19 protein-coding genes are annotated in these 16,239 nt (G+C 52.1%); 16 read left to right on the top strand and 3 right to left on the bottom strand.

Going from position 1 to position 16,239, the window contains the following annotated elements; genetic code table 11:
• Positions 1-31: 31 nt before the first annotated feature.
• From PSE_RS10050 to PSE_RS10080, 7 genes are all read left to right on the top strand, one after another.
• Positions 32-631, top strand: a complete 600-nt coding sequence (locus PSE_RS10050; protein ID WP_014284745.1) for an alpha/beta hydrolase — start codon at positions 32-34, stop codon at positions 629-631.
• Positions 632-734: 103 nt separating this feature from the next.
• Positions 735-1,325 (top strand): class IV adenylate cyclase, encoded by a 591-nt coding sequence (gene cyaB, locus PSE_RS10055; protein WP_014284746.1) that lies wholly within the window; start codon positions 735-737, stop codon positions 1,323-1,325.
• Positions 1,326-1,463: 138 nt separating this feature from the next.
• The gene (locus PSE_RS10060; protein WP_041768276.1) at positions 1,464-1,769 is read left to right on the top strand and encodes a helix-turn-helix transcriptional regulator; all 306 of its coding nucleotides are present in this window, start codon (positions 1,464-1,466) and stop codon (positions 1,767-1,769) included.
• A complete protein-coding gene (locus PSE_RS10065) occupies positions 1,766-2,152 on the top strand; it encodes a VOC family protein (protein WP_008548964.1) in 387 nt (128 codons plus the stop codon). The genes PSE_RS10060 and PSE_RS10065 overlap by 4 nt, the downstream gene beginning before the upstream one ends.
• Before the next feature lie 690 nt (positions 2,153-2,842).
• Complete coding sequence (locus tag PSE_RS10070) at positions 2,843-3,430, top strand: helix-turn-helix transcriptional regulator (RefSeq protein ID WP_208998135.1); 588 nt, start codon at positions 2,843-2,845, stop codon at positions 3,428-3,430.
• Between the two features lie 31 nt (positions 3,431-3,461).
• Positions 3,462-3,713 carry a hypothetical protein gene (locus PSE_RS10075; RefSeq protein ID WP_014284748.1) on the top strand — a complete coding sequence of 84 codons (252 nt, stop codon included), beginning with the start codon at positions 3,462-3,464 and terminating at the stop codon, positions 3,711-3,713.
• Positions 3,714-3,849: 136 nt separating this feature from the next.
• Positions 3,850-4,143, top strand: a complete 294-nt coding sequence (locus PSE_RS10080) for a hypothetical protein (protein WP_014284749.1) — start codon at positions 3,850-3,852, stop codon at positions 4,141-4,143.
• Positions 4,144-4,422: 279 nt separating this feature from the next.
• Here the strand turns inward: PSE_RS10080 and PSE_RS10085 are convergent, their stop codons facing one another.
• Complete coding sequence (locus PSE_RS10085) at positions 4,423-4,809, bottom strand: hypothetical protein (RefSeq protein ID WP_041768278.1); 387 nt, start codon at positions 4,807-4,809, stop codon at positions 4,423-4,425.
• 416 nt (positions 4,810-5,225) lie between these two features.
• The gene (locus tag PSE_RS10095) at positions 5,226-5,585 is read right to left on the bottom strand and encodes a helix-turn-helix domain-containing protein (protein WP_014284750.1); all 360 of its coding nucleotides are present in this window, start codon (positions 5,583-5,585) and stop codon (positions 5,226-5,228) included.
• A 113-nt stretch (positions 5,586-5,698) separates the two neighbouring features.
• Between PSE_RS10095 and PSE_RS10100 the strand changes: the two genes are divergently transcribed.
• The 4 genes from PSE_RS10100 to PSE_RS26670 all read left to right on the top strand — a co-directional run bounded on the left by PSE_RS10100 (position 5,699) and on the right by PSE_RS26670 (position 9,379).
• Positions 5,699-6,397 carry a glutathione S-transferase family protein gene (locus tag PSE_RS10100; protein ID WP_208998136.1) on the top strand — a complete coding sequence of 233 codons (699 nt, stop codon included), beginning with the start codon at positions 5,699-5,701 and terminating at the stop codon, positions 6,395-6,397.
• Positions 6,398-6,412: 15 nt separating this feature from the next.
• Positions 6,413-7,117: a DUF899 family protein gene (locus PSE_RS10105; protein WP_041768282.1), complete on the top strand. Its 705-nt coding sequence runs from the start codon at positions 6,413-6,415 to the stop codon at positions 7,115-7,117.
• A gap of 218 nt (positions 7,118-7,335) precedes the next feature.
• Entirely contained in the window at positions 7,336-8,412 is a 1,077-nt protein-coding gene (locus PSE_RS10110) for an alpha/beta fold hydrolase (RefSeq protein WP_041768284.1), read from the top strand.
• 142 nt (positions 8,413-8,554) lie between these two features.
• On the top strand, positions 8,555-9,379 hold the full coding sequence (locus PSE_RS26670; RefSeq protein ID WP_158309185.1) for an ankyrin repeat domain-containing protein: 825 nt from the start codon (positions 8,555-8,557) through the stop codon (positions 9,377-9,379).
• Between the two features lie 246 nt (positions 9,380-9,625).
• On the opposite strand, the gene PSE_RS10120 is transcribed toward PSE_RS26670, so the two are convergent.
• Complete coding sequence (locus tag PSE_RS10120; protein WP_014284756.1) at positions 9,626-10,648, bottom strand: GSU2403 family nucleotidyltransferase fold protein; 1,023 nt, start codon at positions 10,646-10,648, stop codon at positions 9,626-9,628.
• Between the two features lie 287 nt (positions 10,649-10,935).
• Here PSE_RS10120 and PSE_RS10125 point away from each other — a divergent pair, with 287 nt between their 5' ends.
• The 5 genes from PSE_RS10125 (at position 10,936) to PSE_RS10145 (ending at position 16,110) form a co-directional block, all read left to right on the top strand.
• Positions 10,936-11,817 carry a hypothetical protein gene (locus PSE_RS10125; RefSeq protein WP_014284757.1) on the top strand — a complete coding sequence of 294 codons (882 nt, stop codon included), beginning with the start codon at positions 10,936-10,938 and terminating at the stop codon, positions 11,815-11,817.
• 348 nt (positions 11,818-12,165) lie between these two features.
• On the top strand, positions 12,166-13,041 hold the full coding sequence (locus PSE_RS10130) for a hypothetical protein (RefSeq protein ID WP_014284758.1): 876 nt from the start codon (positions 12,166-12,168) through the stop codon (positions 13,039-13,041).
• Positions 13,042-13,263: 222 nt separating this feature from the next.
• The gene (locus tag PSE_RS10135) at positions 13,264-13,500 is read left to right on the top strand and encodes a hypothetical protein (protein ID WP_041768286.1); all 237 of its coding nucleotides are present in this window, start codon (positions 13,264-13,266) and stop codon (positions 13,498-13,500) included.
• 75 nt (positions 13,501-13,575) lie between these two features.
• Complete coding sequence (locus PSE_RS10140; RefSeq protein WP_014284760.1) at positions 13,576-14,349, top strand: crotonase/enoyl-CoA hydratase family protein; 774 nt, start codon at positions 13,576-13,578, stop codon at positions 14,347-14,349.
• 153 nt (positions 14,350-14,502) lie between these two features.
• Positions 14,503-16,110: a protein kinase gene (locus PSE_RS10145; protein ID WP_014284761.1), complete on the top strand. Its 1,608-nt coding sequence runs from the start codon at positions 14,503-14,505 to the stop codon at positions 16,108-16,110.
• The last annotated feature ends 129 nt before the right edge of the window (positions 16,111-16,239 follow it).

Raw genomic sequence — 16,239 nt, forward strand, 5'->3', positions numbered from 1 at the left:
AAAACGAAGGGCGATAAGGAAGAGGAATAGAATGCTGCTCTTGAAGAAGATTGTTGGTTGGCCTGCTGCAGTGCTGCTTGTGCTGGTGGTTGCGGCGTGTGGGTCCGTGGAAGATGACTATGAGATTGCGCGGTTTGATCGGCTGGGGGATGAGCTGGTGATGAATGGGGTGATCAGCACCTCCACACCGGATGACCTGCTGGTGGCGCTGCAAAAGTATCCGAAAATCAAGCGCATCGTGATGCTGGATGTGCCGGGGTCTGATGATGACTATGCCAATCTGGAAGCGGCCCGCATCGTGCATGAGCGCGGTCTGACAACCGTAATTCCTTCCAACGGCATCATCGCCTCTGGTGGAACGGATTTCTTCCTGGCAGGCAAAACCCGTGTTGTTGTGAAGGGCGCGCGCATTGGCGTGCATTCGTGGTCCTCTGATGAGTTCAGCGCGCTGGACCTGCCCAAGTCACACGAAGAGCACAACAAATACCTCAACTACTACAAGAGCATCGGCATCGATCCGCAGTTCTATTGGTACACGCTGGAAGCCGCCCCGCCAGAAGATGTGCATTGGATGACGGAAGCTGAAATGAAGCGCTACAGAGTTGGCACGCAGTATACGTCTGTGCTGTAAATCTGCATCGGGAGCCACGTGTCGGTGGCTCTCGTGTTTTATCTGTCTTGCGTCTCCCCCTGTTGCTTTTTAAGGATACTCCCCTGAGCAGAGGGAGTGTGGGATGACTGGAACAGATCTGCAAACCAAAGGCATGCTGTGTGATCCGGGTGATCACTTCGTTGGAGCCTATGAGGTGGAACGCAAATATGCGGTTGCCGACCTTGAGGTGATCCGCAGCCAGCTGGAAGCGCGCGGGGCGGTGCCCTTCACCCTTGGCAACACCGAGCAGGATATTTTCTACGATCTTGCCGACAGACGCCTTGCTCACAACGATCAGCAACACGTGCTGCGTATCATGCGTCCATCAGGCCGTGCGCTCTGGATCAGCAAGGGTCCGGGGCCGGACAATTGCGTTTCCATGGATCTGCCGGAGGCGGATCAGGCTCACAAGATGATCGTGTCTCTGGGCTTTGAGGAAGTCGAACGGTTTGAGAAGAACCGCGATATCTACTTCCTTGGCAAGTTCCACGTGACCCTCGATGACGTGCCCGGCCTTGGTCGCTTTATTGAGCTGGCGATCATGACAGATGATGCAGACAAGCTTGCTGAGTATGAGCGCGAGATTGCTGATCTGGCGGATACTTTCTCCCTGTCACCCGAAGCCCTGCAAACCCAATCCTACCGCGCAATGCAGCAGGCTTTGAAAGCCTAAGACATCGCGAAATATGGCGGTTTTGCCAGAAAATTACACTGCGGGTTCCGGAGCGAACTAGCGGAATCTGGATGCGCCTGCTTTATGCAACAGAAAAGTTGCATTTGGCTATGCAACGTAATTGTTGCATAAGGGCGTATGACTGCATCAGATGATCATCTTAACGCACTGTTCAAAGCACTTGGCGATCCCACACGGCGGCGCATAATTGACGAATTGTCCCGGCGTGACAGGCAATCGCTCTTCGAAATCCATACTCGGGTTTTACAGGAATACGGTGTCGACTTAACGAGGCAAGCCTTCTCGCGGCACCTTTCAGCATTAGAGGCAGCGGGCGTACTCACCATCGAGTGGCAGGGAACAACGAAGTTGCATTCGTTGAACACCAAGCCATTGGCGGAGTTGCGTTTCGGCTGGCTCTCTAGGTTTGGAGAGAATGAATGAAGATCTATGTCACAAGCGTCTTTGTCGATGATCAGCAAAAGGCGCTGGAGTTCTACACGGAGAAGCTCGGTTTTGAGACAAAACACGACATCCCTCTGGGCGAAAGCCGCTGGCTGACGGTTGTCAGCAAAGAAGATGAAAACAGCATCGAGCTGCTGCTGGAACCAAGCAGCCATCCGGCGGTTCCTCCCTTCAAAAAAGCGCTCGCGGCGGATGGCATTCCAGCGGCCTCTTTCAGCGTGGAAGATCTGGAGAAAGAGCACCAGCGCCTGCAAGATCTTGGCGTTACCTTTGTTCAGGCCCCAACTTCATTTGGTGAAGTAAAACTTGCAGTATTTGATGATACCTGCGGAAACCTGATCCAGCTGGTTCAGCTCGCCTGATTTCTGGTATTTGCGTGCCGCTGTAAATGGTTGTGGCAATCGCAAAACATCAAAGCCGCCAGAGCTTTAAGTAGGATAATGAGAATGGGCATCTGCCGGGCGCAAGGGGCTTTAAGGCTTCTGCGAACCTGTTCGGCTGCCCATTTTTGCCGTTTGACCCCACTTTTCTATGCGTAAAGGCTGAAAATATTCCCAAAGGTAATATTGGGGTTAAGTCAGGTTGTTTAGTTGATACTAAAAATATGCGCTAGGTATAAATGCATAATGAATTTAATTTTGGAATAGTTATGACTGGAATTTTAGATGCAATCAGAAGGGTCCTATTTGAATGACGGACATTTTCGCAAGTATTTTGATGCATCTGCCCCAATATACGTAAATAATGAAAATGTTTCCGCGATAATAAGTAATATAGAGTATAGCCAAGAGCTTCAGGTCAGAATTGCCAAAATACTTCCAAAGCGTGATTTTAGCGCTTGCTATACTTCCTTCAGAAACAAGGCATGTACAATATCAGGAAACTTTCTCCTGCAAGGTTCACTGGTTGCAACTGTAGCGGGTGTGGAGCAGTTCTCACTTAGTGCCGACAGAGCGAATCTAGTCAAATACGGACCGTCTACAACCAAGTTTCAGATTGCCCGTGGAACAGACCTGCAGATGCTCTCCTACTCCATTTCGGAGGAGTATCTGATGCGCGCGTTGGAGAAGGATCTGCCGGCGACTTTTTTGCCCTTTGTGAAAGAGGGGGACGAGGAGTTCAGCCTGCTGGAGTTTCGCCCCACACCTGAGATGCGGCGGCTGGTGCGCTCCGTCATCAGCAGCCCGCTGGTGGGTTCCATGCGCAGCCTTTTTATTGAAGGCGCGGTGCTGCAACTGATTGCCTTGAAGGCCAGCTTTCTCAGTAATCAGGTGTCCAGCAGTGGCAACCTGAATGAATACGAGGTCGCGAGCGTGCAACGGGCCTACAAGCTGCTGATGGGTAGCCTCAGCACGCCGCTGTCTTTGAGTGAGCTGGCGTACAAGGTGAACCTTGGCGAAAAACGCCTGAACAGCGGCTTCAAGCGAATTTTTGGTGGCACTGTGTTTGAGGTCTACCGCAATGAGCGGCTGGAGATTGCGCGCAAAACCATTGAGCAGAGCGATGCCTCGCTCTCCAAAATCGCGCAGCACATCGGCTACCGCCACTACAACAATTTCATCAGCGCATTCACGCGTCAGTTTGGCGTGTCTCCTGCAAAATACCGAAGGCACTCGCGGCATAACCAGAAAATGGAGTAGCCGCTCAACGACAAGTATAGGGGGTAGGTACATGGTGGAACTGGACTTTTTGAAAGAGGAAGGCTCCTCATTTTGTCAGGAGTTGGAAAGCCTGCAGCTTGCCTCCTGTCACCTGAACAACCTTGTTGAGGCACTCAACATCGTGCTGACCAACAGGCTGGAGCACACGCGGGAATACGACATGCTGCTGACCATCAATCAAGCCATTCTTGGCCACAATGATGAGCTGCAGCTCCGGTCCAACCGGGTTCTTGAGCTTCTCCAGCATCCCCACGCCGATTGACCTGATCGCAGCAGCACACCCCTGTGCCGGGTGGTGCGGAGAGGCCGTCAGCGGGCATATGGGCATCCCATCCTGCCTGCCCGCTGACACCCGCTTTTGCGAGATGAGGCAAAGCATTTGAAAAAGGATCGAGGCAATGACCCAGAACAACCCTCGGCAACAACAGCAACAGATTGAACCAAGTAGCATTCGTGTGCCCGGGCTGGTGGTGAGAGAGCAACCGCGCATCAATCGCATTCAGTTTATTTTTGATGAGCAGCCAAGCGAGGATATCTGCCGCATTCTGAAGAACCATGCCTTCCGCTGGTCTCGCCATGAGGATGCATGGCAGCGGCAGCTGAGCGTCACCAGCCGCAAGCTGGCCGTGAAGGTGCTGCTGGAAATTCAGGAACTGGCCAAAGCAAAGAGCGGCGCAGGTGTCGGTGAATAATATAATGCCATACTGAGTAATAAAGATTCATACTCGGTAATAAACTATCATACTGGAATGACGCCTGTTGACCTGTAGTTGCTTGTCAGCATCGTGCGCTTTTACCACTGAAGTGCGGACTCAGCTGCCAATCGCTGCAGTACAGAACTCAGGCCATTGAGAGTGGTTGCTGACACAAGGTCCAATCAGACGTTCGTCTGGTTCCCTAAAGTATTGATGTTGTCTGCATATAGATTCATCCGAGTACCTTGGTAGGCAATCTTTCGCAGATCTATACATTTACTCGTATTGTGTATTAAACACAGCAAATGCTACCCACAAGACCAATGTTGCACCAATTACGGCTACGATAGCGATGTGAACATCAAAAGCATAATTCAGAATAGTATTTACCCCTACCCAATCTGTAAAATAGATTGAGTCTGGACGACACAAATCCATGCCTTCCCAACCACGCGCATAACCGCCTGTGGCGGCGCAACTTACGTTTGCAGTAAACCAGAAAAGATCGCGATCAGGTATAGTTCCAGTCTTCAACCAACTTACGGCCTGATCAAAAATCGGCAAAAATATAAAGCTGACAGCAAACACCACAAGCGCAATTATCAAGACGTATACGCCTATCTCAATGGCATCTTCTCGTAATTTTTTTTTATCATCAATCATAGAACCCCGGCCCCACGAACTAATAGAATAAGAATTGCTGAAAGTAGCCTCCTAAATAGCGAAGCTAAGCGTTCCAGGGCACTGTTACAAGCAATCTTTGACGCTTGATGTTTGAGTAAAGCAAGAAGTATCCAACGAGCGATGATTACCTTACTTTGCAACATTCTGAACGAGATCAACATTCAGTTGAGCTTCTACTCTGACTGGGTTTGCCCTGAAGCAACGTAGATGTCCGCAACGGGCTCTTCAGTATGAATCTTTAATACTCGAAAAATAGCTATTGAGAGCATATATGCTGCAATCAGTATGTAACTTTATTTGCTGGCAGGTATCTCCTACCGGCTGGTTTGGGCAGCTTTAAGCGCTTGTCAGTATGATAGTTTATTACTCTTCTACAGCCGGGTAATCCGCGCCGCTTACTTCTGCTCTCCGGTTTCCACCCACCACTTGTGCATGGCGTGGAACATATCTGTCAGGGCGATGGCGCGCTCGGTTGCGGAGTATTCCACGCGCGGAGGCACCTCTGCGTATATCTTCCGCGACACCAAACCGTCCCGCTCCAGGGCACGAAGTTGGCTGGTCAGCATGGTCTGGGTTACCCCGTCAATCATCCGCCGCAGCTCGTTGAAGCGCTTGGTGCCCTTGAAAATCAAAATTTGCAGGACAATCAGTTTCCACTTGGCGCCGATGAGCTGAGCGATGTCCGGCATCGGGCAAAGCTCTTCAGTTTCAGTAGGTTGGCATTCCGGTTCAGTTGTTTTCTCTGCGATTATCATTGGGGACAAGTCCTCAATAGTATTGTTTTCCGTACTATCTACGAAAAAACTGCCTTCTTGCTCTATAATACCACAGGTCTATCTTTCTCCCCATAGCAAACGGGAGAAATAAGATGGTTTTATCATTGTACACGATCAGTGGAGCTCCTCGTGGCTGGCGGGTTTTATTGGGTCTCGCCTTTAAAGGACTTTCTGCTGACGTCATTTACTTAAAAGCCTCTGAAAAAGAACATAAGCAACCGGAATTCACGGTGCTCAACCCACGCGCAACCGTGCCCGTGCTGACCAGCGACCATGGTGTGCTGCGGGATTCCATCGCGATCCTTGCCTGGCTCGATCGCGCTTATCCTGAAAAGCCGCTGTTTGGACACTCGCCAGAGGCGGCTGCAGAGATTTGGCAGCTGACCATGGAATGCTGCGACTATCTGCGTGAAGCCAACCGGCAGCTGCTTGTGCCCGTGTTTGCCGGAGATGGCAGTCTGCCTCAGGTAGGCAGTGACGCGGCGAAGCAGTTGAACACCGCCGCTGAGCTCGCCCATGCAGAGTGTCGCTATCTGGAAGGCATCCTCTCCGATGGCAGGGCGTATCTGTGCGGTGATGAACCGAGCGCAGCAGATGCCATCGCGTTTCCTGAAGTCAGGCTCATCCAGCGGGCGGTGGAGACAAAGCCCGACCTGATGGCCTCACTCGGGTTCGGTTATCCGCCGGATCTCTACCCCTTTGTAGCGGCATGGAAAGCACGGCTGAACGAGGACCCGCGTGTAGACGCGACCATGCCAACCCATTGGCAAGCTCCGCAACCAGCGCATTAACAGGAGATGACTGCAATGAAACCGACACTGATTGCATCACGAGAAGACTGGCTTTCTGCCCGCAAAGCCTTGCTGGAGCAGGAAAAAGAACTGACCCGCAAAAAAGATGAGATCACCCGCCTCCGCCAATCCCTGCCATGGGTTCCGCTGGAAACATCCTATGTATTCCAGAGTGATAAGGATGAGGTATCCCTCGAAGATCTGTTTGCGGGGCGCGAGCAACTCATCATCTATCACTTCATGTTTGGCCCCAAATGGAAGGCGGGCTGCGTTAGCTGCTCGTTCTGGGCTGATGGCTTCAATGGCCTCGATCCGCATCTGGCCGCTCGGGATATCGCCTTTGCCGTGGTCTCCAGTGCGCCCATGTCCATGATCACGCCATTCAAAGAGCGGATGGACTGGGACTTCACCTGGGTCTCCTCAAATGGCACAGGGTTCAACCGAGACTTTGATGTGGGCTTTCCTGAGGATATGCCCGCAGACGAGCCCATCATCTACAACTTCCGCCAGTTGGAAAAAGCGCCTCATGATGAAATGCCGGGCGTCAGCGTGTTTGCGAAAGGGGAGGATGGCACGATCTATCACACCTACTCCGCCTATAGCCGCGGTCTCGACAGCACCAACGCGGCGTACACCTTAATGGACCTGACGCCGATGGGGCGCAACGAGCCGACCTCCGGCAACCCCATGGCATGGGTCCGCCACCACGACGCCTATTAGGCTCTGCGGTGCGTGCAGGCAAAGCCTCCTCTTTGTCTGCACGCCTCATAAGCTTGACAGCAGCGCATCCCCCCCCTCCATCATTTCTAAAATTTTAAATATTTGAGGCGGTTTGCTTTTATGAGGCCGCAACCAAACTGCTTTAAGCGATACCTGCGTGTTTAACCCAGTCAGTATCTGAGTTTTGAGCGAGACGCGTGCAAAGATTTGGGGTGAAGATGATTGAGATTCCAACACTTCTGGACGCGCAGACTGTTCAATCGGCTCGGTTGAAAACACGGGTTCTGTTTTCCGGTCCTGAGGATGGCGTGCCGATCATCTTCGTTCATGGCAACCTTTCTGCTGCCACATGGTTTGAGGAAACCATGCTGCGCCTGCCGAACATCTTCCGCGCCATCGCGCCAGACCTGCGCGGGTATGGCGGCGCTGATCCTGCGGCTCTGGTGGATGCCACCCGTGGCACCAAGGATTTCTCGGATGATCTGGCCGCGCTGATGGATGAGCTGAGCGTGAAAGCCGCGCATATGATGGGGCATTCCCTTGGCGGCGGTGTGCTCTGGCAGTTCCTTGCCGACTACCCACAGCGCGTGCTTTCTCTCACTCAGGTAAGCCCATCTTCTCCCTACGGTTTCGGCTGCTCTCGTGCCGATGGAACGCCGTGCTTTGAAGATGGTGCAGGCAGTGGCGCGGCAGCAGTAAACCCGGAGTTCGTGAAGCTGCTGATGTCGCAGGATACCAGCACAGACAGCGACTTTTCTCCGCGCAACATCCTGAACACGTTTGTCTGGAAACCACCCTTTCAGCCCAAGCGGCTCACCGACTATATGGCCACCGTTTTCGCCCAGCATACCGGCGATAAATCCTATCCGGGGGACGTGATCCCCTCCGCCAACTGGCCGGGCGTTGCGCCGGGCAACTTCGGCAGCATCAACGCACTCGCCCCCAACCGGCAAGCTGACCCGCTGGGTTTCTGCCGGGTTCCGGTGAAACCACCCGTGCTGTGGGTGCATGGGGCAGATGATCTGGTGGTCTCCGATGCCTCCATGTTCGATCTCGGCTCACTGGGCAAACTGGGCTTCCTGCCCAGCTGGCCGGGAGAAGCCGTCTTCCCGCCGCAGCCCATGGTCACCCAAACCTCCAACGCGCTCGACTTTTATGAGCAAACCGGCGGCACCACCGAGCGCCACACCATCCCCAACTGCGGCCACACCGCCTACATCGAAAAGCCCAAAGAGTTCGACCAAATCCTCCACGCCTTCCTCCAAAAACACGCCAGCGTTGCTGAGGCGGGGTGAGGTGGAGCAACTTATCTTTGTAAGAGAAACCAGAATGCACGCTCGGATTAGTTTCCATCTACGCTTCAGTTAATTACGAGAAATGCGATCTTTCTTGATAATTTTAAGAAGCAGGAAAATGCGAGTAGTTGGATTTTTGCTCGTGAGCGCGCTTGCGATGTTTACGGTTTTGAAATTGGCGTCCGCTGAGAACCCATCTCCAAACGCTCCAAGAGTGTACACGGTTCAGGTTTCTCCTGGCATTAAGGTCGTGACACGGATTACGCCGAATGGATGCGTAGCGTCCTTTTGGGCATTTTCAGCGTTTAGCCCGGAAGGTCGCGCCAAAAAAGCTGAAAAACATATACGATCTGAAATAAAGCCTTCCCAGATCAACTCAGAGCTAATGGCTGCTGTTGTCAGAAATCAAATTGAAGAAGTTGAGCGGCTGCTTGTGGCAGGAAGTGCTGTCAATGAAACGAATGCTGCTGGCTGTACTGCTCTGCAATGGGCAATTTCGTTTGGTCATTACGACATCTTTAAGCTTTTGCTTGCTTACGGAGCAGACGTAAACCAGCCTGACGCTGCAGGGCGGACACCAATGATGATCGCTGGGAGAAAACGCTCAGTTGCTATGGTGCAAGAGCTGATTTCCCGCGGTGTTGATGTGAATGTTGGCCAATCAGGTGGAGTCAATGAGAAAAGAACGACCGCTCTTCACTATGCTGCCGGTCACGAAGAAAACTCCAAAGTCATCGGGATCCTCATTAAGGCCGGCGCAAAAGTGAATGCAACCGAAGAACGCGGCAAAACCCCGTTGTTTTTCGCAGCTCAGACAGGTTCTTTAGACAATGTACGCACGCTCATTGAGGCAGGTGCCGACCGGTTGGTGACAGACCAACAAGGGAAGACAGCTTATGATGCTGCCAAAAGATTTGGGCGTAGCGAAGTTGCCGAGTGGCTTTTGTCTCAAAGATCCGCTTACTGACGAGAGCCTCTAATACCAGCAATGCCGGATCAACGAAGGCGGCGGTCAGGTTTGAATTGAAACTCAAAATAAGGAAGGCCCGAAACAGACTGGTACTCTGGTTCCGGGCCATCATTAAACTAACCTAACAACTGGGGCGGGGAGTTGAGGCTTCCCGCTCCTAGTCTCTCTAATATACCCTGTCTTCCCAATCCCTTCAAGAAATCTACCGGTCTTCCGCCCCTCCGGAATGTTGTTGGGAAGCAGCTAAATACCCTCGGCAAACTCTTCAAATTCGGGGCGGTCCCGCCAGGAGCCGTCTGGCCAGAGGGCTTTGAGGGCTTTGGCGATGGGATCGCTCCAGCCTTGTTTGCCCTGAGATTGGGCATCCAGAAGTTCGTCGCCGATCAGGCCGGGGCAGGCTTGTTCCAGCACCTCAATCAGTGCCTTGGCCTGTGCCAGATCTTTGGTGACTTTGGTTGCTGTATGCGTCCGCTTTTGTGAGAGGATGAGCTTGTGCACGGCGTAACGAGCCGGACGTGGCACGAACACGGGAATGCCTGCGCCATAAGGCAGAGCTGCGGGGGAGGCATCGTCGATCAGCCATGCCAGATACTGCAGGCTCATAGCGCCCGCATCCAACCCTTGCAGCTCCAGCGGTTGCTTTTCGCCGCGCTTGCGTGTTGGGGTGAGCAGATCCACCACAAAGCCGATGCCAGAGCGAAAACGTGAGGATTTAGCGCGCCCATCCAACTCTGGAATAGGCTCAAACGTTGGGTCTGCATCCTTCAGGATGGAGAGCATATCGATGCCTTCATCCGCTTTGATCGCCAGTGAAGCTGCCACCAGATCCGCATCGTCCGTCGCTAGTTGAGTAGAGGGCAGCGTGCAGCCCAACAGCAGCGGGTAGCATTGATAAGCCAGCGTGCCCACCAGAATGGCGCCATTGCGGAACAAACCATGATAGGCCATGGCATCCAGCACGCGCCCGGCATAACTGTGGGTGGAAAGCACGCCAACTTTGTTAAGCACGCTCAGGTCTTTACGGCGTGCACGGGCACGCTCGCTGGCCTGTTTGATCCGCTCCACTTTGGCCTGTGTTTCGGGCTGCAAAGCTGGCCCCACATAGAGGCTCTTGCGTCCGGCACCCACGGGCATTTTGACGAAGACGTTCTCAACATTCCCCTTCGCTTGCTGATAAACCGAGCCCCGAAGAGCCCTGCTGTCATCATGCGTTTTCTGAATGTAATCCGCAGCGAGGTTTTGATAAGCGAGAGGTAGATCTGTCATTGGGGTAGTATAGACAGTTTGATTTGAAAATGTCTATACCGTGATTGAATGCTCAGCGTAGCATGTCTGGAATCGATTTTCTCAAGTAACGCATTGCATGACTTATGAGAATTCATGTGATTAATGCATGTATTGTGATAGAATACCTGCACCTTTGATTGCGTTGTTTTCTTAGAAATAGGTTTCGTTATCAGGTTTGCTGCAGACTTTCAGTGAAAGAGCATGAGGCTATTCTGCAGACTCGGATTCGCCGAGATGTCCCGTTGTTTCCAGAAAGGGACAGAAACATGAATTCTGTTGGTTTAAATAATAGTAGTGTTCAGCTTTTTGAGACACAAACGCCTGCTGAGCGCCCAAGTTCGGCCTTAGCCTATTTTGAGGCGGATGAAAGCTTCAAGAGCTTTAGGGTCGACGCAGCTAAAGGTACCTTCGAGCCTGCGTCCCTAGATGAAGAATCTGCAAACAAGATTTATGCTGAGATTTTTGAGAGAGACTGGTCAGAAGAGAAGCTTATATTTGATGCTGCTGAGATCAGCATGGAGCTGATGCCTCTCCGCCTTGAGACTACTTTGATGAAGTCATATGCCGAAATGGCAAAGAGAACTGGTGACTATTCGGGTTTTGTTGACCAGCTTTCTAAGTTTCAGGAAAATGTTCTGGCAATCCTTGCGGATGGCATCGAGTTTAATCCTGACAACCCATATCTCGAAAATGATGAAATCCGCGAGAAGCTGGAGAGCATTCTTCCAGGTAGCACAGATGGTGAGCCGAACGATCAGACGAACATACTGAGCTGGGTCCTGAATGGGGATGCTGCGACTGAAGCAGGTATGGCAGGGATCAATGTTCTCACCTTTGATTTCTCAGAGTTGTTGGCTGGTGATACTGCTGATGTCGCTGTGAGCGTTCTAGCAGATGCATTTATCAACTGGAACGCTGCGCTTGAGGACGTTTACGACAGTATCGGTTCTGCTCGTGATGCTCAGATTGAGTTGCTATCCCAGCCAGAGGGGCCTGTTGATGCCGAAGTTGCTGCGGAAATTGAAAAAGACATAAACGTGGAGCAGGCGCGGGAGAAAGCACAGCACGTTCAGACTGAGCTCGCCAAACAGGTCTTCTCATTGGTCAACGCGACCTCCCCAAGCGCTCTCGCGTCCTTCAGCTTGTAAGATGCGTTGGACTGCGTTTGCCTCAAGCGAGCACAGTTCTGATGCTCTGAGGACGTTACAAAGAGTTGGTATAGATAGTCTTATTTGAAAATGTCTATACCGTGACTGAATGCTTGGCACAGTATGTCTGGAATCGATTTTCTCAAGTAACGCATTGCATGACTTACTAGAATTCATGTGATTGATGCATGTATTGTGATAGAATACCTGCACCTTTGATTACGTCGTTTTCTTAGAAATGGATTTCGTTATCAGGGTTGCTGCAGACTTTCGATGAAAGAGCATGAAGCTATTCTGCAGACTCGGATTAGCCGAGATGTCCCATTGTTTTCAGAAAGGGACAGAAACATGAATTCTGTTGGTTTAAATAATAGTATTGTTCAGCTTTTTGAGGCGCAAAACCCCACGCAGACACCCAACTCCTCTGCGGTTCAGCAAGATGCGGAGGAGGGCCTCAAGATTCTTCGAGAGAATGCAACAGGGATTGACTTTAAGCCTGTTGCAATAGGTGAAGGAACTTCGGATAGCCTGATTTCTGAAGAAACCAGAAATGTGCTGGCCGAGATGACGCTCAAGTATCATGCTGCGGAACTTCAGTTTGAGCTTGCTCCAGTTCGCGCTGCATTTACTGCGATGAACGCATCACTTGCGGAAAATAATGGAAACTATTCAGAGCTTGCTGATCAGCTCGAAAATTTTCAGGAAGGCGTCAACGGCCTGCTTGCGAATGGCATCGAGTTTAATCCAGCCAATCCCTTTCTCAAGGATGAAGAACTTCTCAACGCGCTGGTAGATATTCTGCCAGGTAGCACGGATGGTGAGCCAAACGACTTAACTGGCTTGCAGACTTGGGTTCTTCAGGGGGAAGCTGCTGAAAATGTAGGTTTAGCCGGGGTAAATATCCTTACCTTTGATTTCTCCGAGATGCTTGAGGGCGATGATGCTGAGAGCGTTGTAAGTGTTCTGGGAGAAGCCTTTACTAACTGGCAAGGTGCACTTGATCAGGCTTACAACAAGATTGGTACGATCCGCGATGAGAAGATTGCTGGGTTGTCTCAGCCAGCAGAATCTGCCGTCTCTGAGGCTGCCGCAAATGTTGAAAAAGACATGAACGTGGATCAGGCGCGGGAGAAAGCACAACTGACACAGTCTGAGCTCGCTAAGCAGGCCTTCTCTCTGGTCAACGCGACCTCTCCAAGCGCTCTGGCATCCTTCAGCTTGTAAGATGCGTTGGACTGCGCTTGCCTCAGGTGAGCGCAGTTCTGAAACCGCCGAGGGTTCTACAAAGGGTTGGTATAGACAGTTTGGTTTAAAAGTGTCTATACCAGTTCCTAGATGCTACTTCTCCCAGCACCACCCGCTGCATCGCATGTCATATCTACCTATGCTTGTAATTTCCTCTTAACTCGCCAAATATTATTTATGCGGTGAAGAGGGGGAGAGCTGGTGGAGAGCGATGGCGGAAAGAAGAGACCGAGTAAAACGCTTATTGTTACAGGTGTGCTTGGTTGGCTCCTCTTTATTGGGGAATGCATCTACGCCCTCACGCGCCTTCCTGTCCTAATAATACTGGCAGCAGGTGCTGGTTTCTTTGCTCTTGAGAAGACACTGGATGTCGTGCTTGGGCGCATTTTCCGAAGAAAACCCAAAGAGCAAATTCCTCATAATCGTCCGAAGGATTAGAACTCCACCTTTGAATGGCTGACGGGGCTTGTGAAGTTCTGCTAGGCTTCTCCGTGCATTTTAGGGGAGGGGATTATGGCAGTTCATTTTGAGGTTGAGGGGACGACGGCGATCATCACGCTGGATAGACCCGAGCGGCGCAATGCGGTGGATGGAGAGACGGCGCAGCTGCTGGTGGATGCCTTCACCCGTTTTGATCAGGATGATAGCCTTTCCGTTGCCGTGTTCACTGGATCTGAAGGCACATTCTGTGCAGGCGCTGACCTGAAAGCGATCTCCGAAGGTAACCTCAACATCCTGAAAGAAGAGGGCGATTTTGCCCCGATGGGTCCCTCCCGCATGCGACTTTCAAAGCCCGTGATTGCGGCCATTGAAGGTCATGCGGTGGCTGGCGGGCTGGAGCTGGCGCTTTGGGCGGATATGCGTGTGGCGGGAAAGTCGGCAGTGTTTGGCGTCTATTGTCGCCGGTTTGGAGTGCCGCTGATTGATATGGGCACCATTCGTCTTCCTCGCCTGATCGGCCAGTCCCGTGCCGCAGATATGATCCTGACAGGGCGCAGTGTGAGTGGGGAAGAAGCGGTTGCCTTTGGCCTCGTCAACCGGCTCGTGGAAGATGGTGAGGCGCTCGCTAAAGCAAAGGAGCTTGCCGCGCACATCGCGCAGTTTCCGCAAATGTGCATGCGCAGCGACCGGCTTTCCATGTTTGAGCAGTGGGACATGACAGAGGCTGAGGCCATCAAAAATGAAATGCGACGCGGCCTTTCGGTGATTTCCAGCGGAGAGACTGTTTCCGGTGCAACAGCTTTCAGCCACGGCAAAGGGCGCCATGGGGCTGGTGTGGAAAGCTGATGGGTCTTGAGCAAAAGTAAACGGGCACACTGCAATTTTGCGGGCTGAGCTAAGCCTGCTTACACCTAAACTCAAACAAGCATTACTTAACGGAAAGCGTTTCTCTTAGCATGACACAATATGTCTCTCAGGACCGATTGTGGGAGGAACGCCGTGCCTGCTCAACCTCAAAACCCCGCTGGTAATCAGGAAAACCTGCCGCCAGAGCAAGAGCAATGGCTGGATGCCGTGGAGCGTGCGCTGAATGTTCGTCTGGGTGAGATCCCGCCTCAGGGTGACAATGACGTCGAGCCTATGATTGTCGATGGGCCAGAGGAAGAGCGCGGCGAGTTTATGGCCATCGTTGAGGATGAAGAGCAGGAAAACATCGAGGAAGGCATCGAGCAGCGGGCAACGCATGATCAGCAGGGGCGTGTCATCGAAGAGCGCGGTGAGTTTCTGGCGCTTGGAGATGATGAGGATGAGCGCGATATTGAGCGGGGTGTAGAGCAACGTGGTGTAGATCTGCGGCAACCGGAAATCCCGTTTGAGGCCCCGCCTCCTTATGATCCTCCGCCACCTTATGAGGCGGGCGAGCAGGAGGATATGGAGGATGAGGAGTTTGAGGAACTGGAGCTGCCCGAGCATCGCGAGCTGCATCAACGTGATCCGCAGCCGGGTGATGGGGAGCATCAGCCTCGCGTTTACAATGAGATGCCACAGGCGGACAGCCCGATCCGTGTGGATCGTAAAAATGATGGCACCATGGTGATTGATCACAGGTCTGTGCCCGCAACCATCAAAGCAAGGCGTCAACGCCGGTTTGGCCAGCACGATAACGTGACTTATGAGCCAACACAGCACTCGATGAACATCGAAGGGCTGATCACTCCGCCAAATCGGGTCCGGCATGAGCGCCTGCAAAGTGTATTTGCCTCGGGGGCGACAGGCTACCTACAGAAGTTTCCAGATATCGAAGACTCTGTAATCAAGCGGTGCCATGCGATGAAGCAGAACGATGGTTCCTTATACTTTGTCGGTGCGGATCAGATTGTTCATGAGACCAAGATCCTCACTGCGCTCTCGTATTTTAAGGATGCGAAGGGTGCTGAGAACATCATCGAGTATCGCGGCTCAGGTATCTCGCAGTTTGGCGAACCATTCCTGATTATGGAAGAAATGAATGGTGGCACGCTGTCTAATCGCATTCCTGATGACCGTGGACTGGAAGAGCCGCAACTGAATGATTTTGCAAAAGGTGTCCTCTCTGGCATGGCGTTTTTGCAAAAACGGAACATCATCCATCAGGATTTGAAGCCGGACAATATTCTGTTTCGTGACAATGAGAGCACTGTACCGGTGATCAGTGACTTTGATACGGCCTCCGCGCATGAAGGTGTTGCGTCTGATCATGAAAATGGCCGTGATTTTGGCTATAAACGAGGCGGCTCTGCAGATATTCAGCCGCCGGAAGTTTATGATGAAAACGGCCAGAGGACAGGTAAAATTGACTCCTGGAACGGCGGGATCATGCTGTTGCAGGCGGCAGTTGGCAATCAGGGACGGGACCAGTTTCTTGCGCAAACTGAGGATTATAGAAAGCGCAACGGTCGGCGGGATCAGGAATTTTATGATGGCTTGCTTGATCAACGCATCGCCAATGTGCCGCCAAACATTCAGGCGGTGATCAAGGGACTGCTGAAGGTGGATCTCAACGAGCGCATGACTGCGGAACAGGCACTGGCGTTGATTGAGGATCAGCCGGAGGAGCAGCAGCAGTAGCTGCAATTCTCATGATTTTGGTAGGTCCGCTTACACGCTGTTTTGGCTGTTTGCTTTTCAGCGCATAGGCGAACAACGATACTTCCCTTCACGGCAGGCTGAGAAGAGGAGATCTCGAGTGGTTTGCAA

Source organism: Pseudovibrio sp. FO-BEG1 (assembly GCF_000236645.1).
Classification (GTDB): Bacteria; Pseudomonadota; Alphaproteobacteria; order Rhizobiales; family Stappiaceae; genus Pseudovibrio.

Excerpts from the sequence above, each read along its gene's own strand:
- PSE_RS10120 (WP_014284756.1), bottom strand. The coding sequence starts at position 10,648 with ATGACAGATCTACCTCTCGCTTATCAAAACCTCGCTGCGGATTACATT.
- PSE_RS10080 (WP_014284749.1), top strand. The coding sequence starts at position 3,850 with ATGACCCAGAACAACCCTCGGCAACAACAGCAACAGATTGAACCAAGT.
- PSE_RS10075 (WP_014284748.1), top strand. The coding sequence starts at position 3,462 with ATGGTGGAACTGGACTTTTTGAAAGAGGAAGGCTCCTCATTTTGTCAG.
- PSE_RS10095 (WP_014284750.1), bottom strand. The coding sequence starts at position 5,585 with ATGATAATCGCAGAGAAAACAACTGAACCGGAATGCCAACCTACTGAA.
- PSE_RS10065 (WP_008548964.1), top strand. The coding sequence starts at position 1,766 with ATGAAGATCTATGTCACAAGCGTCTTTGTCGATGATCAGCAAAAGGCG.
- PSE_RS10050 (WP_014284745.1), top strand. The coding sequence starts at position 32 with ATGCTGCTCTTGAAGAAGATTGTTGGTTGGCCTGCTGCAGTGCTGCTT.
- PSE_RS10140 (WP_014284760.1), top strand. The coding sequence starts at position 13,576 with ATGGCAGTTCATTTTGAGGTTGAGGGGACGACGGCGATCATCACGCTG.
- cyaB (WP_014284746.1), top strand. The coding sequence starts at position 735 with ATGACTGGAACAGATCTGCAAACCAAAGGCATGCTGTGTGATCCGGGT.
- PSE_RS10070 (WP_208998135.1), top strand. The coding sequence starts at position 2,843 with ATGCGCGCGTTGGAGAAGGATCTGCCGGCGACTTTTTTGCCCTTTGTG.
- PSE_RS10100 (WP_208998136.1), top strand. The coding sequence starts at position 5,699 with ATGGTTTTATCATTGTACACGATCAGTGGAGCTCCTCGTGGCTGGCGG.
- PSE_RS10060 (WP_041768276.1), top strand. The coding sequence starts at position 1,464 with ATGACTGCATCAGATGATCATCTTAACGCACTGTTCAAAGCACTTGGC.
- PSE_RS10085 (WP_041768278.1), bottom strand. The coding sequence starts at position 4,809 with ATGATTGATGATAAAAAAAAATTACGAGAAGATGCCATTGAGATAGGC.
- PSE_RS10105 (WP_041768282.1), top strand. The coding sequence starts at position 6,413 with ATGAAACCGACACTGATTGCATCACGAGAAGACTGGCTTTCTGCCCGC.
- PSE_RS10130 (WP_014284758.1), top strand. The coding sequence starts at position 12,166 with ATGAATTCTGTTGGTTTAAATAATAGTATTGTTCAGCTTTTTGAGGCG.
- PSE_RS10125 (WP_014284757.1), top strand. The coding sequence starts at position 10,936 with ATGAATTCTGTTGGTTTAAATAATAGTAGTGTTCAGCTTTTTGAGACA.
- PSE_RS10110 (WP_041768284.1), top strand. The coding sequence starts at position 7,336 with ATGATTGAGATTCCAACACTTCTGGACGCGCAGACTGTTCAATCGGCT.